The sequence below is a fragment of the Pseudoalteromonas sp. PAR1 genome, assembly GCF_947311895.1.
Lineage (GTDB): Bacteria > Pseudomonadota > Gammaproteobacteria > Enterobacterales > Alteromonadaceae > Pseudoalteromonas > Pseudoalteromonas lipolytica_C.
Map to the genome: position 1 here is coordinate 37,614 of NZ_CAMZMY010000014.1, position 20,000 is coordinate 57,613.

At 38.6% G+C, this 20,000-nt stretch carries 16 protein-coding genes; all 16 read left to right on the forward strand.

Annotated elements, in window-relative coordinates; genetic code table 11:
- Positions 1-10 precede the first annotated feature (10 nt).
- The gene (locus tag QL229_RS12830; RefSeq protein ID WP_281546989.1) at positions 11-2,095 is read left to right on the forward strand and encodes a secretin N-terminal domain-containing protein; all 2,085 of its coding nucleotides are present in this window, start codon (positions 11-13) and stop codon (positions 2,093-2,095) included.
- Between the two features lie 430 nt (positions 2,096-2,525).
- Positions 2,526-3,854, forward strand: a complete 1,329-nt coding sequence (locus QL229_RS12835; protein ID WP_281546990.1) for a hypothetical protein — start codon at positions 2,526-2,528, stop codon at positions 3,852-3,854.
- A 171-nt stretch (positions 3,855-4,025) separates the two neighbouring features.
- Positions 4,026-5,129, forward strand: coding sequence for a DegT/DnrJ/EryC1/StrS family aminotransferase (locus QL229_RS12840; RefSeq protein ID WP_281546991.1), 1,104 nt, complete (start codon positions 4,026-4,028; stop codon positions 5,127-5,129).
- A 24-nt stretch (positions 5,130-5,153) separates the two neighbouring features.
- The gene (locus QL229_RS12845) at positions 5,154-5,726 is read left to right on the forward strand and encodes an acyltransferase (RefSeq protein ID WP_281546992.1); all 573 of its coding nucleotides are present in this window, start codon (positions 5,154-5,156) and stop codon (positions 5,724-5,726) included.
- A gap of 5 nt (positions 5,727-5,731) precedes the next feature.
- On the forward strand, positions 5,732-6,778 hold the full coding sequence (locus QL229_RS12850) for a TDP-N-acetylfucosamine:lipid II N-acetylfucosaminyltransferase (RefSeq protein WP_281546993.1): 1,047 nt from the start codon (positions 5,732-5,734) through the stop codon (positions 6,776-6,778).
- A 6-nt stretch (positions 6,779-6,784) separates the two neighbouring features.
- Positions 6,785-8,203, forward strand: a complete 1,419-nt coding sequence (locus QL229_RS12855; protein ID WP_281546994.1) for an MOP flippase family protein — start codon at positions 6,785-6,787, stop codon at positions 8,201-8,203.
- Between the two features lies 1 nt (position 8,204).
- The gene (locus tag QL229_RS12860; protein WP_281546995.1) at positions 8,205-9,983 is read left to right on the forward strand and encodes an asparagine synthase-related protein; all 1,779 of its coding nucleotides are present in this window, start codon (positions 8,205-8,207) and stop codon (positions 9,981-9,983) included.
- 64 nt (positions 9,984-10,047) lie between these two features.
- On the forward strand, positions 10,048-11,139 hold the full coding sequence (gene rfbB / locus QL229_RS12865) for a dTDP-glucose 4,6-dehydratase (RefSeq protein ID WP_199527057.1): 1,092 nt from the start codon (positions 10,048-10,050) through the stop codon (positions 11,137-11,139).
- A gap of 103 nt (positions 11,140-11,242) precedes the next feature.
- Positions 11,243-12,163 carry a glucose-1-phosphate thymidylyltransferase RfbA gene (rfbA, locus tag QL229_RS12870; RefSeq protein WP_235403724.1) on the forward strand — a complete coding sequence of 307 codons (921 nt, stop codon included), beginning with the start codon at positions 11,243-11,245 and terminating at the stop codon, positions 12,161-12,163.
- Positions 12,160-13,101 (forward strand): Wzz/FepE/Etk N-terminal domain-containing protein, encoded by a 942-nt coding sequence (locus QL229_RS12875; protein ID WP_281546996.1) that lies wholly within the window; start codon positions 12,160-12,162, stop codon positions 13,099-13,101. Before rfbA ends, QL229_RS12875 begins: the two co-directional genes overlap by 4 nt.
- A 22-nt stretch (positions 13,102-13,123) precedes the next feature.
- Entirely contained in the window at positions 13,124-14,413 is a 1,290-nt protein-coding gene (locus QL229_RS12880; protein ID WP_281546997.1) for an EpsG family protein, read from the forward strand.
- A 27-nt stretch (positions 14,414-14,440) separates the two neighbouring features.
- Positions 14,441-15,382, forward strand: coding sequence for a glycosyltransferase family 2 protein (locus QL229_RS12885; RefSeq protein ID WP_235403720.1), 942 nt, complete (start codon positions 14,441-14,443; stop codon positions 15,380-15,382).
- An 11-nt stretch (positions 15,383-15,393) separates the two neighbouring features.
- A complete protein-coding gene (locus QL229_RS12890) occupies positions 15,394-16,896 on the forward strand; it encodes a hypothetical protein (protein ID WP_281546998.1) in 1,503 nt (500 codons plus the stop codon).
- On the forward strand, positions 16,893-17,945 hold the full coding sequence (locus tag QL229_RS12895) for a glycosyltransferase family 4 protein (RefSeq protein WP_281546999.1): 1,053 nt from the start codon (positions 16,893-16,895) through the stop codon (positions 17,943-17,945). The genes QL229_RS12890 and QL229_RS12895 overlap by 4 nt, the downstream gene beginning before the upstream one ends.
- Complete coding sequence (locus tag QL229_RS12900) at positions 17,938-18,657, forward strand: WecB/TagA/CpsF family glycosyltransferase (protein ID WP_281547000.1); 720 nt, start codon at positions 17,938-17,940, stop codon at positions 18,655-18,657. The genes QL229_RS12895 and QL229_RS12900 overlap by 8 nt, the downstream gene beginning before the upstream one ends.
- Before the next feature lie 51 nt (positions 18,658-18,708).
- On the forward strand, positions 18,709-19,947 hold the full coding sequence (gene wecC, locus QL229_RS12905; RefSeq protein ID WP_130050474.1) for a UDP-N-acetyl-D-mannosamine dehydrogenase: 1,239 nt from the start codon (positions 18,709-18,711) through the stop codon (positions 19,945-19,947).
- The last annotated feature ends 53 nt before the right edge of the window (positions 19,948-20,000 follow it).

Genomic DNA, 20,000 nt, shown 5'->3' on the forward strand with positions numbered 1-20,000 from the left:
CGGAAAATTTATGAAACATAGCAAGGCCCTTTTTTTAGGCATGATTGCGATGAGTGTACTTACAGGGTGCGCAAGATCAAATAGCGGTATTACCGCTGCGCCATCGTATTTAGAAAAAGCACAGACAAATAATGTTACAGCAACAGCCGTAGACAAAGTTGAAGATACGCAGCAAGCTAAAAAAGCAAGCGAAGGAATTGTTTACATAGAGCCGTTACAAAATAAAAGCGGCCCAAAATCAAGTCAAACAGACCTTGCAAGCCAATTTAGTGATGCTGAGCAAGTTAAGTTAACTGCCGATAGCTTATTAGTTAAAGATTACCTGCATTATGTGTTTGGCGAGTTATTAAATGTTAATTACATTTTGGGTGAACAGCTAAATGCGAGTAAAGCTCAAGTCACATTAAATCTTCAAGATGCGTTAAGCAAGCGTAAGTTGTTTACAATCAGTGAGCAAATGCTGCAAGAAAGAGGCATTGTTATTCGTTTTCAAGACGGTATTTACTACATCCATAAATCAGAAGATGGCATCTCAAATAACTTAGTGTACGGTTATGGTGCTAACCCTGAAGATGTACCTAATACTTCGAGCGAAATTGTACAACTTGCGCCTTTTAAAGCAGGTATGCAAACATCGTTAGCAAACACGATTAAGCAACTAACCCAAGTGAATGCCAAGGCTATGTTTGAACAACAGGCGATAATGCTAAAGGGTAAACGTAATGACATTATCAAAGCGCTTGAATTTATGCAGCTTGTTGATCAGCCCGTGTTTCGTGATCGTTCAATAGGCATGTACAAATCAAGTTTTGTCCCAGTTGATGATTTGAGTAAACAATTACAAGATTTACTTAAGCAAGAAGGCATATCAGTGAGTATTAATGCGTCAAGTGAGCAAGCTATTTCTATTGTGCCGCTCGAGCGCACGAATACCATGGTGTTTTTTACAAACAATAAAGACTTTTTAAAGCGAGTGTCGTTTTGGGCAAGTCAACTTGACAAGCCAGCAGACGGTAATCAAGAGCAATACTTTGTATTTGTACCAGAATTTGCAAGAGCTGTAGATTTAGGCACAAGTATTCAAAATCTTTTAGGTGGAGGTAGCGCTCAGGCTTTATCGAATAGCACCTCAGCTGCGAGCCAAAATCAACAACTAAATACTTCTAGTCAGTCAAAAAAATCAGCTTCTGCAAATGTTTCAGTTCAATCTGATGGTATTAAGATGGTCGTTGATGAACGTTCTAATTCATTGATTTTTTATACAACGGGTGATGCCTACCGAAACTTACTTCCTATGATTAAACGTTTAGATATTATGCCTAAACAAATCATGTTAGAAGTAATGATTGCAGAGGTCAGTTTGACCGATGTGTTTAAACAGGGGGTTGAATTTGCTCTTACAAACTTAGGAGCGACAGCGCAAGGTGGATTTACACTAAATGCAAATACACAAAATAGCCCTGGCCTAACTTACGCCTTATCAGGAACAGCTGGCAGCTTGGCAATTAACTTATTACAAACGAATGACTATGTTAATGTACTATCAAGGCCAACACTTGCAGTGCGAGACGGTGTTCAAGCAAATATAAGTGTTGGTGACCGTATCCCTGTTGTAGGTGAAATAGTGACTGATTCAACCAATGGTTCTCGCGCTTCTGTTAGTTATTTAGAAACTGGTATCGATTTAAAAGTCACGCCAACTGTGAATGCGCAAGGTGTCGTTGTTTTAGAAATAAGCCAAGAAATAAGTACTCAATCAGAGGGAACGGGTGCAGAGGGCAACCCAATTGTGTTTGAACGTAGTTTACAGACAGAGGTAATTGCTGCAAACGGTCAAACAATTATGCTTGGTGGACTAATTAGCGAAAACAGTACGTTAAGTGATACCTCAGTGCCTTTCTTTTCAAGTATTCCTATTGTGGGCAAATTGTTTGATAAAACTAACAATAACTCAACTAAAACTGAACTTGTTGTATTAGTAACACCTCGAATTATAGGTAATACAGCTGAGTGGGAAAGTGTTTACGAGCAATTTAAGCAAGGTCTAACAGAATTAAAAATATCCACACCAGCAAAAAATGTTATTATTAACTAAAAAAGCAAATGCAGGCACTAAAACAGCCAAATAAAATATTTAGTACCTTGAAGTATTTTGTTAATTTATATAAATACAATGCTTCAAAATCATTGGAGTTTTTATGCGCACAAAATATGTACAAAATAGGTGCAAAACAGGGTGTGTAAACAATTGTAACCAAAGACTTTTTTTTCAATAAAAAAACTGCGATATATTTAAGTGTATGAAAGTAAATGATTTTAAAAGGTGTACATAGAATCCATAAAACGGTAATATAAATTTGTTAGTGTAACGACTGTTAATTACTTGACAATAAACTAACATTCATTAGACTAATTCTGAATTTGACTAGTAGTCACTTAGGTGACGGCCTATGGTGCATGGTCATTCAAAACTAAAAAAAGGGACAATGAAGGTTCCTGTTTCATGAAACTTTGGAGAATATAAAATGTTCAAAAAAACACTTGTTGCCTTAGCGCTATCAGGTTTATCTACAGCAGCTTTAGCCGCATCAGTTACTGGTGCAGATGAAAAAGTATCACTAGAAGGTGTTGCTGTAGTTGGTGAGTTAACTCAAGACGATCTAGCTGATCCAGCATTTGTTCAAGGTGCTGAGTACATTGTTAATGACGTAATCGCTATTACTGTTACTGGTGCTAAATTCGATACGACCGTTGATCCAGTGTTATCAACAGATAATAATGGTGGTGCAACTACTCCTGCATCTTTTGCGTTCGTTGACTTCCAAGGTGACAACGTTGCTCGCTTCCGTGTTAGTACTGCTAACTCAGCTAAAGGCGACACGTTAACGCTTTCAAAATTTACCCTTGACACTAGCGATGCTGTTGCAAAAGGTAAAGTATCATTCAGCTCTAAAGCTATCTCAGTTAACCCTTCTATCGGTGACTATGATGCGAGTAAAGCTACAAGCACAGCTCCTGCATATACATATGTATCACAGCTAACTTCAGACCTTACTAAGTTTGACGGTGTAATTACTACAAGTAAAGGTCGTCAACAATTTGCTACAGATCCACTTAAAGATGTACTAACTGTTGATTTAACAAACGTTTCATCTCTTAAGCCTCTTACTTTCACGAAGTTAACTCACGTACTTAAAGGTTCTGACTTTTCTTTCGCGATGGATTATGATGCAGATAAAGACGGCAAACTTTCTACAGCAGAGCTTGGTAACGCGTTAACAATTGCTACTAAAGCTACTGCAAACGCTGATACATTTGCTGCAAAACTTAACGATAACATGACTGAGCTTACAATTACTCAAACAGTTGATACTGATATTGATAGCTTCACAGTTACTGCAAACGTTAAAGGTCAGGCTGCTAAAGGTTCTGTACTTACTAAGCAATCATTCACATTCGAAACTACTGCTACAACTGCATCTACTGGTACTGCTTCTATCCCAGCAGCTTCTGCAGGTGCTTGGACGCTAGACGGTTCTTCAGACGACATCGAGCTTATGCCTTTCGGTACTGAGTACGCTCAATCAATCACTGTTGCTAACCGTGGTACAGTTGAAGGTGCAATCACTGTAACTCTTAAAGCTGAAGGTAAAACTTACACTAAAGAGCTTACTCAAGTTGCTGCTGCTAACTCTGTAACAAACATCAGCCTAGAAGTTGCTGCATTTGCTAAAGAGTCAGGCATCACTGGTAACGCACACGTAAACGTAGTTGTAAATGCTCCATCAGGTAACATTGGTGTTAAAGGTGTTTACTACCACAAAGCTTCAGCTGACCGTGTATTAACTTACTAATAAGTATTTAGTACATAACCAGTTATGGTTTTAAAAAGCGAGCCTTCGGCTCGCTTTTTTTATAGGCGATTTTTACTGATCATAGTTAACTTAAAAGATTCTTTCTCTGCTAGCCCCATTAATCGTTGTTTGCTACACTTCGTCACTGTTTTTGTTTTGTGAGTCTGATGAGTGAAGTATCCAATAGTAAAACCGTTTTTGCCCTCAATCGACGCGTACAAAGCGCAAATTGATGGTATATTTGAGCGCTGCTGGTTAACAAATAATGGCCCGTGTTTGCAGCAATTAGAGCAACAACTTGCAGAATATTTAGGTGTTGAATATTTACTATTGGTCGCCAACGGGACCTTAGCATTGCAAGTCGCATTTGCTGCACTTGATACTAAAGGAACGGTATTAACAACGCCGTTCTCATTTGCTGCAACAGCAAGCTCTTTAAAGTTTGCTGATATTAGCCCAGAATTTATTGATATAGATCCAAATACTTATAACCTTGATATAAATAGAGCTACACATTCCCAACTTAATAGTGCTTCGGCAATTTTAGGTGTGCATGTATTTGGCAATCCATGTGATGTGGAGGCTATAGAGTGTAAAGCGAAAGAATATAACTTAAAGGTTATATACGATGCTGCTCACGCCTTTGCGAGCGATATCAACGGTAAAACAGTGCTTGAGCATGGTGATGTAGCGACTTTGAGTCTACATGCTACTAAGTTGTTTCATAGTGTAGAAGGTGGAGCCATCATCTTTAAGCATGAATCTGATTATTTAAAAGCAAAGCAATTAATTAATTTTGGTTTTGACGCAAAGCTTTACCCAGAACTGGTTGGCATTAATGCAAAAATGAGCGAAATGCATGCAGCAATGGGATTATCTGTATTCGAACATGTGAGTGAGATAACTCAGAAAAGGCGTGATCTTGCAGCGCAATACCAATTGCTATTAAAAGCGTCTGCTGAGCAAGGCTTGCTGAGTTTACAGGCTTGGCATCCTCAAGGCGAAAACAATGGCGCGTACATGCCAGTTGTACTTAAAAATGAGCAACAGCTGTTACAAGTGCAAGCTAAACTCCTCGAGCAAGGTATTCAAACAAGGCGTTACTTTTATCCAAGCTTGTCAACAGTCCCTGCATATGGAATGCAAGGTAGTACTCCACATGGCAATGAGTTAAGTTTACGCATTTTATGTTTACCAATGTTCACCGACTTAACGTTGGATGGCGTTGAGCAAATATGTAGTAGTTTAATTTCTGCGATCCAAACCAGTTGTTAATATATCCATTTAATAGGAAGCTAGATGGCCATTTATACGCGAGATGAATTACAAGAACTGGGTTTTTCAAACGTTGGTGAGAACGTAAAAATATCAAAGAAAGCATCTATCTATGGAGCATCAAGGATCTCTATAGGCGACAACGTCCGCATAGATGATTTTTGTGTTCTCTCTGCAGGAGAGGGTGGTATAACACTAGGAAGTCATATTCATCTTGCCGTATACAGCTGCCTTATTGGCGCTGGGCATATTCAAATAGGCGATTTTTGTAATATTTCTTCAAGGGTTGCTATCTACTCAAGCAGTGATGATTATTCAGGGGCTTTTTTAACTAACCCGACTATTGATAGTGAGTTTACTAACGTTGAACATGCCCCTGTGACACTCGCTAAGCATGTAATTGTTGGAAGTGGCAGTGTAATTCTACCAGGCGTAATGCTAGAGCAAGGTGTGGCTATTGGCGCACTGAGTTTAGTAAATCGCTCATTAGCGGCTTGGGGAGTGTATGCTGGGCAACCTGCAAAATATATTAAAGCGCGCGAAGATGGTTTACTAGCCCATGAAAAATCTTTCCTAGCAGCCTACCAAAATAAATAATCGACATGACAAAACGTATAATCCATATCTTTGCTGATACGCCGCATCACTATAAACCGATGCAACAGTTTTTCAGTCAGCAATGCACCCCAGATGCAGAACAGCAATTTTGGGTTAAAACGCCAGAGCCGATCCCAAACTTTTTAAATTATAAAGATAATACAGAGCTTTTTTCTTTGCTTGAGAGCACAGCTAAAGAAGACCAAATAGTATTTCATGGTTCGTTTGATATGCATGTTTGGAAAAAACTGTTATTTCACTCGGTCACAAAGCGCAGCAGCTGTGTACTTTGGGGGGCTGAGCTATATCGTCATACAAAAGCAAATCGTACGATAAAAGAACGTATAGTCCATGTTTTACATGCGTTAGTTATTAATCGCTATAAACATGTGTTTGCTCTAAATAAAGGAGATGCGTCACTTGCTCAACGTGTATTATTCAAACGAAATGTTAAAGTGCTGCCATACCCATTAATTGGGATGAAAGTTGAGCGAGACCGCGAGCAATTAACGTCTGAAAAACCACTAAAAATACTCGTAGGTAATTCGGCATCATCAAGTAATAACCATATTGACGCACTAAATAAGCTAGCTCATTTAGCTGGTGAAAGTGTCGAAATTATCATGCCACTAAACTATGGTGGTGAGCAAAGCTACATAGATGAAGTGATAAAACATGCTACAGCATTGTTTGGTAATAAGTTTAATGCAATTACCACTATGCTTAACAAGCAAGACTACGATAAGTTATTGAATGATGTTCACTTAACTGTATTTGCCCAACACCGCCAACAAGGGCTATATGTTGCATATGCCATGTTATTAATGGGCAAACCAATGTTCCTACTTTCTAACACATCTAGTTATACCTATTTGACAGAACTTGGCTTTGAGATCCATAAAACGGATGAAGTGGCCAGCATGAATTTTTCAGAGTTAAAAGAGTTAATCAATAAAGACAATAATCGTAACCCTGACCTTATGAATCAGCATTTCACCGAGCAAGTGCTAGCACCGAAATGGCGCGATATGCTAGAGAAATTACATGGATAAATTAGCATGAGTGTAGCACGTGATGCTGTATCTAGCGTATCTTGGACGGCCTCTGCCACACTTATAAAAGGTGGTCTGCAGCTTGCGCAATTAATTGTGCTTGCCCGATTTTTAACGCCTGCCGAACTTGGTGTATTGGCAATCATACAGTTGGTGGTGGGCTTTGCTCAAATATTTGGTGATGCAGGCATTTCAAACGCCCTAATATTCCATAAGCAGTTAAAAAAATCTCAACTAAACCAGCTGTATATGGTCAATGTAATATTGGGTATTGTGATTTCTTTACTTGTGCTGATAATGGCTGTGCCCACTGCGTCATTTTTTAACATGCCACAACTGTCTTTATTGTTATGTTATTTGTCTCCGGTATTTTTTATTCGCAGCTTAGGGCAGCAACAATTAGCGTTGTTACAGCAAAAAATGCACTTCAATAGTATTGCCAAAATTGAAGTATTCGCCAGCGTAGCAAGTTTTATAGCATTAATTATATTGTTAGCAGTTGACCTGAGGCTAGAGTCAGTTGTGTTTTCTCAATTATTAAATGCTCTGCTTTTAAGTACTTGCTTTTTAGTTGGCTTCCCTCTTTTAAGACCAGGATTTAGCAAGTTACGTTTAAACAGCATAATCGCGCCAATTAAGTATGGCCTTTATCAAACCGGAGAGAGCTTTGTAAACTTTATAAGTGCTCAGCTTGATCAGTTATTGATTGGTAAATTACTAGGGCCAGAAGTACTTGGTATTTATGCTTATGTTAAAGCGCTCGTATTTAGACCTGCATTACAATTGATTAATCCAGTGGTAAACAAAGTGGCCTTTCCGCTTATTGTTAAGCACAAAGAAACGCATAGCTTAGCCATTTTATATGGCATGGTGATTAGACTACTTAGCTTAATCAATATACCTTTGTACTGTTTAGTTGCTTTATTCCCTGAATTTATTTTAGGTATTGCTTATGGGGCTGAGTGGCTGGAACATGCTGAGCTTCTTCGTTGGCTTGGCTTATATATGCTTATCATATCTATGATGAATCCTATTGGTGTGCTGTTACGTGCTAGTGGTGAGGTAAAACGTGGCTTTTGGTGGAATATCGCTGTCACAGTTGTGCGTCCCTTAGTTATCGTACTTTCAATCAATGAAGGTATTACGGTAATGGTGCAAGCGCTGGTTGCGTTACAGGTTTTATTATTTTTACTGCACTGGAAACTTCTTATTAAGCCTATTAGTGGATTGTCTTTTTTCCAGTTTGCTGCCGCACTCGGGCCAGCATGCATAGCATTTTTTGCGATAGCAGCCTTGTTGTTATTACTTATACAGCCATTATTAATATTAGCTCCAGTATATTTGTTTGTGCTTATTTGTGTAGGTTACTTAATCGTAATTACACCGCAACTACTCAAGTTTTACAGTTTTATTCGAGGTTCTTAGTATGCCCGGTATGATCGGTTTTATTAGCCCAGACCAAGTAGCAGAAGATCATGATTGCTTTGCGAATGTAGCAGGCGATAAACATAGTTATTTTGTTTCGCAGCACTATCAGCAAATGCTTAAAAATGTTGAGCAAATAGCGTGCTACGAATATAGCGATGATCGCTTGCACGTCACTATTTGGGGCGATATCTTTTCAATCAATGGTAATGACTGTAAAACGGAAGATGCGCTACAGAATCTTTGCGAGCAGTATCTAATTGATAACCTACTTGCGTTTTGTAATGGCTTAAATGGTTACTTTGTTTTTTCGGTATATGATAAACAAACACAAGCACTTCATTTGGCAACAGATCGCTTCGGTATTAAACCACTTTACCTTTGGGTTGAAGGTGATCGTATAAAAGGGTTTGCAAGTGAGCCAAAAGCCATACTACTGCACCCAGATTACACACAAAAGATAGATCAGGCGGCTTTAGATACCTATATTGATGTAGGGCACATGCTTGGTGAGCAAACTTTATTTAAGAATATACGACGTGTGCCAGCAGCAACATTAGTCACTGTTAATACCCAAGCAGAACACTATCAGCAGCAACTCTACTGGCAATGGTCAGAGATTAAACCACTAAATGACATCTCGTTTGATGAGGCTGTTGAAAAATCTTATCAGCTTTTTGATGCCAGTATGGCTCGATGTATGAGTGTGGTAAAACAGCCTAAATTAGCAATTACATTAAGTGGTGGTCTTGACTCTAGAGTTTTGCTCGCTGGAGCCAAGCAGCACTATAAAGGCGAAATCAAAACATTTACCTTTGGTGAACCTAGTTGCGATGATGCAATTATTGCAAAACAAGTGGCTGATTTAGCAGGGGTATCTAACCAGTTGGTTGCAATTGATCAAAACAATTGGTTCTCTGGCAGAGAACGTGGTGTTTGGTTAACAGATGGCTTAAAGAATATTTTACACATGCATGCACTCAGCTCTGTAGAGTTGATTGCACAAGAGTCTAATTATTTACTCAATGGTTATTTAGGTGATGTGACTTTTGGCGGGAGCTATTTATTTCCTGAGTCGCAAGCAACAATCTCAAAGCAGAAAAGAATTGCAACTCGCTATACTAAGCATGTTCAACATGCAAACATTGATCATGACTACTTTACATATGAAAATGATGATCCTGTGCTTATTTATAATCGCGGAGTACGCTTTATTGGCGCTGGAAGTGATTTATTGAGTCATCAGTTACATAACCTTAAACCGTTTATGGATAACGATTTGGTTGAGTTTCTTTATTCTTTACCAGAAAGCTTTAGACGTAATGGTAAGTTATACCACGCAATGTTGTTACGTTATTATCCTGACTATTTTGCAGCGATCCCTTGGCAACAAACAGGAAAACCAATTTCATTGACCGAAAATCAAGTTGAGCCAAAGGTAAATCCAGTTAAGCAACAACTAGTAAAGCTAATAAAAGGTTCTGTGTTTGAAAGAGCGGCACGCAAGCTATATCGCTCAATTGCCCCTAAGCGACACTATGTAGCCTACGACACTTGGCTCAGAGAAACGCAATTTAAGCAGTATCTTACAGATATGTTATGTATGCCAAATAGCCGAGTCGCAACATTAATTGGCAATGACCAAGTTAATAAAATTCTATCCAAGTTCTTTGCCATGGACGACTCAATTCGCCCTGAAAAAATAGGCAGTTTATTAACATTAGAATTGTATTTAGAACAGTTAGAAAACGGCAAAAAATCGGCAGGTTATAGCAAATAGGCTGTATATTTGCGATAATTCGCCGCTGTTGAAAAGCTAATTAATTTAGTTAAAAAGGGTGTGGATGAAAACGATTATAGTAACAGGTGGTGCAGGGTTTATTGGAAGTGCCGTGGTACGTTTTTTAATAAACGAAACATCACATAAAGTTATAAACCTAGATAAGCTCACATATGCTGGAAATTTACAGTCACTTAAAAGCATAGAAAATAACGAACGTTATACTTTCATTCAAGGTGACATTTGTGATCGTGCAACTGTCGACTCACTTTTCCAATCATATCAGCCTGATATTATAATGCACCTAGCTGCAGAATCGCATGTTGATCGTTCAATTGATGGGCCTGGCCAATTTATTCAAACAAATATTGTTGGTACATATACCCTACTTGACGCAGCGCGAGGTTATTGGGCAAGCTTAGATACTAATAAACAACAAGCCTTTAGATTTCACCATATTTCGACAGATGAAGTTTATGGTGATTTACCTCATCCTGATGATGTCGAAAATAGCTCAAGTTTGCCTTTATTTACAGAGCAAACATCGTATGCACCTAGTAGCCCTTATTCAGCCAGTAAAGCAAGCTCTGATCATTTAGTGAGAGCGTGGCACCGCACTTATGGTTTACCTGTCGTTGTTACCAACTGCTCGAACAACTATGGCCCGTTTCATTTTCCTGAAAAGCTGATCCCACTAGTCATTTTAAATGCGTTAGAAGGCAAGGCATTACCTATTTACGGTGATGGTTCACAAATTAGAGATTGGCTATTTGTTGAAGATCATGCTCGTGCTTTATACACCGTTGCTAGTGAAGGTAAAGTAGGTGAAACATACAACATTGGTGGACATAACGAAAAAACAAACCTTGAAGTAGTAAAAACTATTTGTAGTTTGTTAGATGAGTTAGCACCAAGTAAAGATTTAGCCGAAGGGTATGCTTCGCTAATCACCTATGTTACAGACCGTCCTGGCCATGACCGTCGTTATGCAATTGATGCAGCTAAAATAGCCGACCAATTAAATTGGACACCTCAAGAAACGTTTGAGTCTGGTATTCGAAAAACAGTGCAATGGTATTTAGACAATCTAGATTGGTGCCAAAATGTTCAGGATGGCTCATATCAACGTGAGCGACTAGGTGCAGCCGGAGAATAATTGCTAGCTTCTGCAGCCTAAATTGAACGTTTCGATAAAGAAAATTGAGTGTAAAGTAAGCATACCTAAGCGCTCAGAACTGACCATTAAATGAAGTATGGAAATGAGTAATTCACAAATGAACAATGACAATTCATCATTACGCAAAACAAAAGGCATCATACTTGCCGGTGGTAGTGGTTCACGCTTACACCCGATAACTCAAGGTGTTTCTAAGCAAATATTACCGATTTACGATAAACCGATGATTTACTATCCATTATCGGTGCTAATGCTTGCTGAAATTAAAGATATACTCATCATTACAACACCTCAAGATCAGGCGCAGTTTAAAACACTATTAGGTGATGGCAGCCGTTTTGGTATCAATTTGAGCTACGAGGTACAGCCAAAACCTGAAGGCCTAGCGCAAGCTTTCATTATTGGTGAAGAGTTTATTGGCGACGACAACGTTTGCCTCATTTTGGGTGATAACATTTTTTATGGTTCTAACTTTTCACCAAAGTTAAAAGCCCATGCAAAACTTGACCAAGAAGCATGTATTTTTGCATATCAAGTAAACGATCCTGAAAGGTTTGGAGTTGTTGAAGTAGATGAAAACTTTAATGGTATTTCAATCGAAGAAAAACCGTTAGAGCCTAAATCTAACTATGCAGTAACCGGATTGTATTTTTACGATAACTCAGTTATTGAAAAAGCCAAAAAGGTCACTCCTTCAGCTCGTGGTGAGTTAGAAATCACGGCAATAAACCAAGCATATTTAGACGAAAAGCGTCTTAAAGTTGAAGTGCTAGGACGAGGCTTTGCATGGCTAGACACAGGCACGCACGACAGCCTGATGGAAGCGTCGCTCTTTGTACAAACTGTTGAAAAGCGCCAAGGCTTCAAAATAGCCTGTTTGCAAGAAATTGCTTATAAGCAGGGGTGGATCACTAAAGAGTCATTAATAGAGCAAGGGCAAGCTTTAAGTAAAACAAGCTATGGTCAGTATTTATTAAAATTGGCAGCAGGGAAAGCGCAATGACAGGCACGGTAAATCAGAACGTAAGTTCACAAAAGCCCTTTGATCTGATTGAACTTTGGTTAGTACTTTGGAACAAAAAGTGGTTAATCATCTTTTTATCAATCGTTTTTAGTGCAGCAATTTTAGCCTACTCGTTAACCTTGCCAAACATGTATAAGTCGACTGTACTGTTAGCGCCGCAAAAGCAGCAAGAAAGCGGTGCCTTAGCATCACTAGGGCAGTTGGGTAGCTTAGCAAGTGTTGCAGGTATCAATCTAGGTGGTGCTGGTGATGACACTGCTGTGTATTTAGAGATCATCAAATCAAAAGACTTTCTATATAAATTTATTGAGCAAAATAACGTAAAAGTGAATTTATTCGCTGTAAAAGAATGGAATAGAGATTCTCAGCAGCTGGTAATCGATCCTGCGCTTTATAGCGATGGAAAGTGGAAAATAGACCAAGAGTCACAAGAAAGTCTAGAGCCTTCAATGTATGAAACATACGAGAGACTACTCAAAAAGCTTTCTGTACAACAAGACAAAGTAAATGGTTTAGTTAAAATTTCATTTGAGCATATCGACCCTCGCATCTCTAAGCAGTATGTAGAAAATATCGTTGCATTGATCAATAAATCGGTTAGAGAACGTGAAATAGCTGAGAAAAAAGAAAGCATTAAGTACTTAAATGAACAGCTATCAAAAACCAACGTAGCCGAAATGCAAAACGTGTTCTACACAATTATAGAAGAGCAAACCAAAGCAATGTTACTTGCCGAGGTTCGTAAGGACTTTGCGTTCAAGATTATTGAAAGCCCTATCGTTGAAGAACGAAAGTCATCTCCTAACAGAGCGGTTATTTGTATTCTTGGTGCTATTTTTTCAGGGTTTTTTGTTTGTGTAAGCATCTTATTACTACATTTTGTTCGTATTAATAATCGTCAGCGCAAAGGTGATTAAGCCAAAGTGATAAGGTTATAACTTGAACGCTGACGACTCTCTCGGCTTTGCTGAACAACAACAGCAAGTAAATACCAAGCTATTAATCACTGGCTGCCTGTTGCTTGCAGGCTGGTTATTTTTGCCATTTTTAGCTTGGGTTGCGGGCGTATTTATTTACGCCTTCGCAGTGCAAAAAACCAAACTTGATAGTGCAATCGTCTTTTTTGTTGTGTTCTCGTTATCTGTGCTGATTGCTTCGCGTCATATAGGGTATCTTTGGGGGGGAGCAGATGATATGCCCTCTTACTTAATGGCCTATGAGCGTTATAGCAGCTTTTCTAGCATGTTACCCACTTCATTACTGTATGCAAAGCATGCAGACTTCTTATTCGCTTTATATAGCTGGGTTGTAGCGAGCTTAACTAATAATCACTCATTCCTTTACTACTTTATAACGCTAGCAGTTACCTACCTGTTAATTTGGAAATTTTGTAAGTTAGTTGATAACCCTAGTCCACTGCTGTGCTTTTTAATGATTGTATTTTTTTATAAGTTCTTTCAAAGTCAGTGGCACTTGATCAGAGCATGTATGGCTGTGCCTATTTTACTCTATGGAATTTGGTACTCACAAACGAATAAGAAACATGGCATAGCTATTTTTTTCTTAGGAAGTTTAATGCACTTTTCAACAAGCTTTTTACTACTTCCTTTGCTTATTTTTAGTAAGCATTTAAACCGACGTTGGAATATTGAACAATTAATCTTGTTAATTCTAGGGTTTGTTTTTGCAGCAATTTTTGGGGTGTTAGCAATTAAAGGAGTAGGTTCTGTTATTAATCATTACATGATTAATAAAATTTTAACGCGCTTAGTTTTTGAACCTAGTTTTTCAAAACTACCTTCTTTGTTATTTTTTATTTTCGTCACGATTATCGCATTACCTGGCTATATAAAAACAACAAGCCCAACGTATATTCGATTATTTAATATGATGAGCTTTTTAACATTGCTCAGCTTTATTGCGCTGTTTTTTATAGGTGATGAGTTACATCGCATTTTATTGCCGTTGTACCTTCTGTATGCCCCTTTAATGTTGTTAGCATTTCAGTACATAACACCCAAATTAATAACAGGCAGCTTTTTATTTTTAGTTATCGCTTTTCATATGGCCGCATTTTCTTATGTGCTCCTGATTAATGAAAGTAACTTTTTTTATCAAGATGAAATACATAGACACCCGATAGAAAACAAAGGGTTAGATTACTTCTTGACCTTTAAGCACTATAGCGAAACAGATATTACTTATTACGATGGTTACCGAAACAAGTAAGCGCGATATATTACCTAGGCTTTTAAAATGAATAAATTAATTACTGTCATCATACCAACGTACAAACGTGCGCATGCATTACCTAAAGCAATCGCAAGTGTACAGGCTCAAAGCTATGAGAACTGGGAAATAGTGATTGTTGATGATAATGATCCTAGTAGCGATGCGCGCGCCCAAACCGAAGCTGTAATGGCACAATATGCTGATGAACAGCGAATTAAGTATATTCGACATAGTGCGAACAAAGGGGCTTGCCAAGCGCGTAATACCGGTGTTGATTTTGCTCAAGGTGAATATGTAGCATTTTTAGATGATGATGATCTGTGGCTACAAACTAAACTTGAACAACAAATAGCCGCATTAGAGAAAAGCAATGCAGCCATTTGTTACTCCGATATGTATTTAGAGTATCAAGGCTGGAAAAAGTACTTTGGCTGCCTTGGAGCCGATAACTTATACGAATCGTTACTAAATCAAGGTTATGGTATTTGCACATCCGTCTTATTGATTGCAACTGATGCTATCCGCGATGTTGACGGCTTTGATAACAGCCTACCAAGCATGCAAGACTATGACTTACTGCTACGTTTATCAAAAAAATACCCTGCAATTCACTTAGCCGAAGCGCTTATTACTTACCAACTTGCTGATGATGGTATTTCATGTAATCCAGTATCAAAAGCGAATGGTCATCGTGCAATTATAGAGAAGTACGAAGCAGAGTATCTTCACCTTGGCTTAAATAATGGCTTATCAAGACAGTTCGAAAGTTTGGCTGACTTTGAGTTACGTAGCGGTAACCGTATGATGGCAATAAAAAAATACGCTCATGCTTTAAAGTTAAAGTTATTAAACCCACGTGTAATAGTTAAATTACTGGTTGGGGCGATATTTGGTAAAAAGCCTCTTGAAGCCTACTTACAACGACGTCAACAACGTACGTCTGTTAATACAAATGCAGCGTCATAAGGATAAATAAAATGCGTGGCATGTATTTAAATTGCGATCCAAAGTCATTACCGGCTTCTTTTGCTGCAATGTCTGACAATAGCAAGCTATATCAATTTCCTGAAAATATTGCCGATGGTTATTTGATTTACGATACCAATGCTTGGTCGACTCCGCCGCTAGCGATTTACCAAGAGCAAGTATTTATTGCTTCAGGTTGGTTTATATATAAGCAAAAGTTAAATCCCCTTGCTTTACTTGCCAAAGATATTGTTGAGCGCGGACCAAGCGTATTAAACGATATTTTAGCGGGTGTATTTGTCATCTTTTGGAAAAATGACGAACAACAAACTTTGCTAACAGATCCACTCGGCTTATCAACACATTATATTGATAGACTTGCGAATGGGCTGCGAATTGCGCCAAGCGTTAAAGCTCTTCTTACACAAGAGCATACATTAAATAATGATATGCAAAGTATTCTTCGTAAAAAGCAGCACTTGTTTGGTAATTACACGCTTTACAATGAAATTGAGCGCCTACAGCCAGGTGCGGCGATTACTTCTGGAACAGAGCAGAGTTACTTTACATTTTATGACGGAAAAGCAATAGAAGACCTTGGAGAGTATGTAAATACATTAACTGAATTTTGGCCCTACGATACCCGAATTTTGCCATTAAGCAGCGGCCTAGACTCTCGTTATCTATTGGCTAATGGTGCTTATAAATATGGTTTTACTTACGGACCCGAAGGTTCGCCTGAACGCAAAATAGCAGGGCATTACCAGCAAGACTTTGAACACTACCATGCCTTTGACTTTAATGAGCAGCCGCTTCATGAACAAGAACAAGCAATTTTGGACGAAATGGCGTTTGCCACATTAAAGCCTATTAATCGCTTGTATACCAATTATCACTACATTGCACAGCACTATAACCAAGCCTCTACTTTTTATGACGGTTACTTAGGTGATTTATTTCAGCGAGGCACCTACATAAACTTTAAGGGCAAGCGAGGAGAGCTATTAAAGTTAGTGCCATTTGTTTATCGTTTTATCAACTTTAGCGCACATAAGTTACTTCGTTTACGCTATAAAGAACTGACTAACGGCGAATTTGAGATACTGTGGCAAGATTTCAAAGTTAAAACTGCTAACCTAGAATTAAATGATTATCAAAAAGTGACTTACTATGAGTTTGTGTATGGGCGAGGTGGTCGCTATACCGTATTTGGTAGTAATGTATTAGCCGCACAATTTTTTACAATAGTTTCACCATTTGCCTCTCGAATTGTTTTTGACTCATTTATTCAACAAGACTATTCACGAGCGGTGTCTTATCGTAATTTAAAATCAATATGGTCAAAAACTGCTTCAAAGTATAAAAATCAGGTTGTCGAATCGGGATACTCCCCACAAACACCTGCTATTTTTATCCCTTTTATACAGCTAGCATACCGATTAATGTTTCATTTTATACCTTCGCGCGCCAATTATGGCGTTAAGCTTAAGCGTATGGAGAAACAAAACAAGTGAGCAATTTACGTGTATTACTGCTATCGAATATGGGGCCAAGTAAAAACAAGCCAAATTCGGGACGATTTGTTTTTAACCAGTACGAGAGCTTAAAAAAGCAGGGTAATTGCCATGTTGATTTTTATTATTTAGATCAAGAAGAAAAGTCGGGAATTGCTAAGTTATTGCGTTATCCTTTGTTCTTTTTGCGCTTCGTGCTTGGTTATATTTTTTCGTTTAAAAAGTACGATATCATTCATGTTCATTTTTACTTTCCAAATATTTTATTAGCTATTGCTTATAAATTATTACGTAATTGGCGAGCAAAAATCGTTGTTACTTTTCACGGTAGCGATATTTATTTGTATCCAACACCTGGGCCAGTTTATCGGTATAGCTCAGGTTTTGTTGATAAGTTTATTTTTGTGAGTGAAAAATTAAAGCAGCGATTTTTTAAGCCTGTTTCTGCAAGTGTGCTAAGTGCGGGTGTGAATGACCTATTTTATGAGCCACAGACAACCGCAATAAAACAGTTCGATTTTGTTTTTGTAGGTAATTTAAATAAAAACAAAGGCATTGATAGGCTCGAAGCAATTTTAGAAAATTTTCAGCGTAAGTTAACGGTAGCGATAGTAGGGTCAGGTGATAGTTCGTTTATAGAGCGTTTCGCTAAAAACGAGAACGTGAGCATTCGTTATTTTGATTATTGCAGTGCACAACAGCTGGTTACAATTTATAACGAAAGTTACATGTTGATTAATTTATCATATAATGAATCATTTGGTTTGGTAATGGCGGAAGCAATGGCGTGTGGGTTACCTGTAATAGCAACACAGACCGACGGCAGCACCGCGCAACTACTAAATGGCGAAAATGGCTTTTTAATTCAAAATGACGAAAACGTATGTGTTAACGCAACGTCTGCAATAGAGCAAGTTTTGGACTTATCAGAACAAGACTATTTAACAATGCGCCTCTGTGCAATAAAGTCTGCCGCACCATACCAGTTATCCTCTGTAACAGAGGAAATATTAAAGATATACGCTAAATTGAGAGTTGATAATGAATAGTATAAATGTAGGTGGAATAGACGTTTTAGCCTATAAATCAATTGATGAACTTATTGATACTTCAATTTTAGTACCTGAGGGCGTAAAGCCAGGTGTTGCAGTTGCAATAAACCCTGAAAAGGTGATGGCAGCGAATGTTGACCAACAGGTTATGAGCACATTGCAGCAAGCTACTTTGAGATACCCAGACGGTATTGGTGTGTCTTATGTAATGTCAAAGCGATTAAAACAGCCTGTGGCGCGCATTCCTGGTTGTGAGCTTTGGGAGCGTTTAATGTTACGTTCTGCAGAGAATAATGTGCCAGTATTTCTATTAGGTGCAAAAGAGTCTGTGGTACATGAAGCTTATAACAAATTGTTAGCGCAAGGCGTAAATGTTGTAGGTTATCGAAACGGTTATTTTTCTGCTAGCGAAGAGCAGCAAGTTATTGAAGAAATAGCTAACTCAGGTGCAAAGCTTGTAAGTGTTGCTTTAGGGTCTCCTCGTCAAGAGTTATTTATTTTTGAGTGTCAGAAGTCGTGCCCATCTACCTTTTTTATGGGAGTAGGCGGAACCTATGACGTGTTTACCGAAAATGTAAAACGAGCACCTGCCGCTTTTAGAGCCGTAAACTTAGAGTGGCTCTACAGATTATTAAGCCAGCCAACAAGGATATTGAGGCAAAGTAATTTAATTAAGTATTTTTATTACTACCTTACAAAAAAAGTTTAAAGTTGCCCAGGGCTGGGTTTTTACAAAAGTTAATTTAAATTAGGGGTTTAAATGTTATTTAAAACTGTATCAGTCGTTGGGCTTGGCTATATAGGCTTACCAACTGCAGCTGTTATTGCATCACGCGGAATTAATGTTATTGGGGTTGATGTAAGCCAACATGCTGTAGATACAATAAACGCAGGGAATGTGCATATTGTTGAACCAGACCTTGATATGGTGGTACGCAGCGCAGTTAAAGCCGGTAATTTAAAGGCAGTAACAAAACCAGAAAAAGCAGAAGCATTTATGGTGGCTGTTCCAACCCCTTTTAAAGAAGACTACCAAGCAGATTTGAGCTACATAGAAGCTGCAGCAAAAGCAATTGCGCCAGTACTCGAAAAAGGCAATTTAGTTATTTTAGAGTCAACTTCGCCTGTTGGGGCAACAGAAGAGCTTGCAAACTGGTTAGCCGAAGCACGCCCAGACCTAACTTTTCCACAAACCGCTGGTAACGAAGCTGATATAAACATTGCACATTGCCCTGAGCGTGTATTGCCAGGTCACGTTTTGCGCGAACTTGTAGAGAATGATCGCGTTATAGGCGGTATGTCGGAAGAGTGCTCGAAAAAAGCGGTTGCCTTGTATAAAACCTTTGTTGTGGGTGAATGTTTACTAACAAACGCCAGAACAGCAGAGATGGCAAAACTAACAGAAAACTCATTTCGCGATGTAAATATTGCGTTTGCAAACGAGCTATCAATGATATGCGACAAGCTAGATATTAATGTTTGGGAACTTATAAAGCTTGCAAACCGTCATCCGCGAGTAAACATTTTAAACCCAGGCCCTGGTGTGGGTGGTCACTGCATTGCTGTTGATCCATGGTTTATTGTTAGTTCTGCGCCAGAAACTGCAAAACTCATACGTCAGGCTCGTGAAGTTAACGACGCTAAGCCTCATTATGTTTTAAAGCAAATAACTGATGCAGCTGATCAATTTAAAAAGCCAGTGATAGCGTGTTTAGGTATTGCATTTAAAGCAGATATTGATGATTTACGCGAGAGCCCTGCACTCGATATTACCAAAATGCTAGCGCAAAACAACGAAGCCGAAGTGCTAGTTGTTGAGCCAAATATCAACGAGCTACCAGAAGCTCTAGCAGCGTTAGGCGTTAAGTTGGTTTCAATTGAAGAAGCGCTTGAGCGCAGTAATACATTAGCAGTGTTGGTTGATCATAAAGAATTTAAGGCCATACCTGCAGAGCAAGTGGCTAGGAAAGTTGTTGTTGATAGCCGCGGAATTTTTTAACTCATATAAGTAGATTAAGTAAGCCTGCCATTTTTGGCAGGCTTTTGTGTTTA

Excerpts from the sequence above, each read along its gene's own strand:
- QL229_RS12830 (WP_281546989.1), top strand. The coding sequence starts at position 11 with ATGAAACATAGCAAGGCCCTTTTTTTAGGCATGATTGCGATGAGTGTA.
- QL229_RS12835 (WP_281546990.1), top strand. The coding sequence starts at position 2,526 with ATGTTCAAAAAAACACTTGTTGCCTTAGCGCTATCAGGTTTATCTACA.
- QL229_RS12845 (WP_281546992.1), top strand. The coding sequence starts at position 5,154 with ATGGCCATTTATACGCGAGATGAATTACAAGAACTGGGTTTTTCAAAC.
- QL229_RS12850 (WP_281546993.1), top strand. The coding sequence starts at position 5,732 with ATGACAAAACGTATAATCCATATCTTTGCTGATACGCCGCATCACTAT.
- QL229_RS12855 (WP_281546994.1), top strand. The coding sequence starts at position 6,785 with ATGAGTGTAGCACGTGATGCTGTATCTAGCGTATCTTGGACGGCCTCT.
- QL229_RS12860 (WP_281546995.1), top strand. The coding sequence starts at position 8,205 with ATGCCCGGTATGATCGGTTTTATTAGCCCAGACCAAGTAGCAGAAGAT.
- rfbB (WP_199527057.1), top strand. The coding sequence starts at position 10,048 with ATGAAAACGATTATAGTAACAGGTGGTGCAGGGTTTATTGGAAGTGCC.
- rfbA (WP_235403724.1), top strand. The coding sequence starts at position 11,243 with ATGAGTAATTCACAAATGAACAATGACAATTCATCATTACGCAAAACA.
- QL229_RS12875 (WP_281546996.1), top strand. The coding sequence starts at position 12,160 with ATGACAGGCACGGTAAATCAGAACGTAAGTTCACAAAAGCCCTTTGAT.
- QL229_RS12885 (WP_235403720.1), top strand. The coding sequence starts at position 14,441 with ATGAATAAATTAATTACTGTCATCATACCAACGTACAAACGTGCGCAT.
- QL229_RS12890 (WP_281546998.1), top strand. The coding sequence starts at position 15,394 with ATGCGTGGCATGTATTTAAATTGCGATCCAAAGTCATTACCGGCTTCT.
- QL229_RS12900 (WP_281547000.1), top strand. The coding sequence starts at position 17,938 with ATGAATAGTATAAATGTAGGTGGAATAGACGTTTTAGCCTATAAATCA.
- wecC (WP_130050474.1), top strand. The coding sequence starts at position 18,709 with ATGTTATTTAAAACTGTATCAGTCGTTGGGCTTGGCTATATAGGCTTA.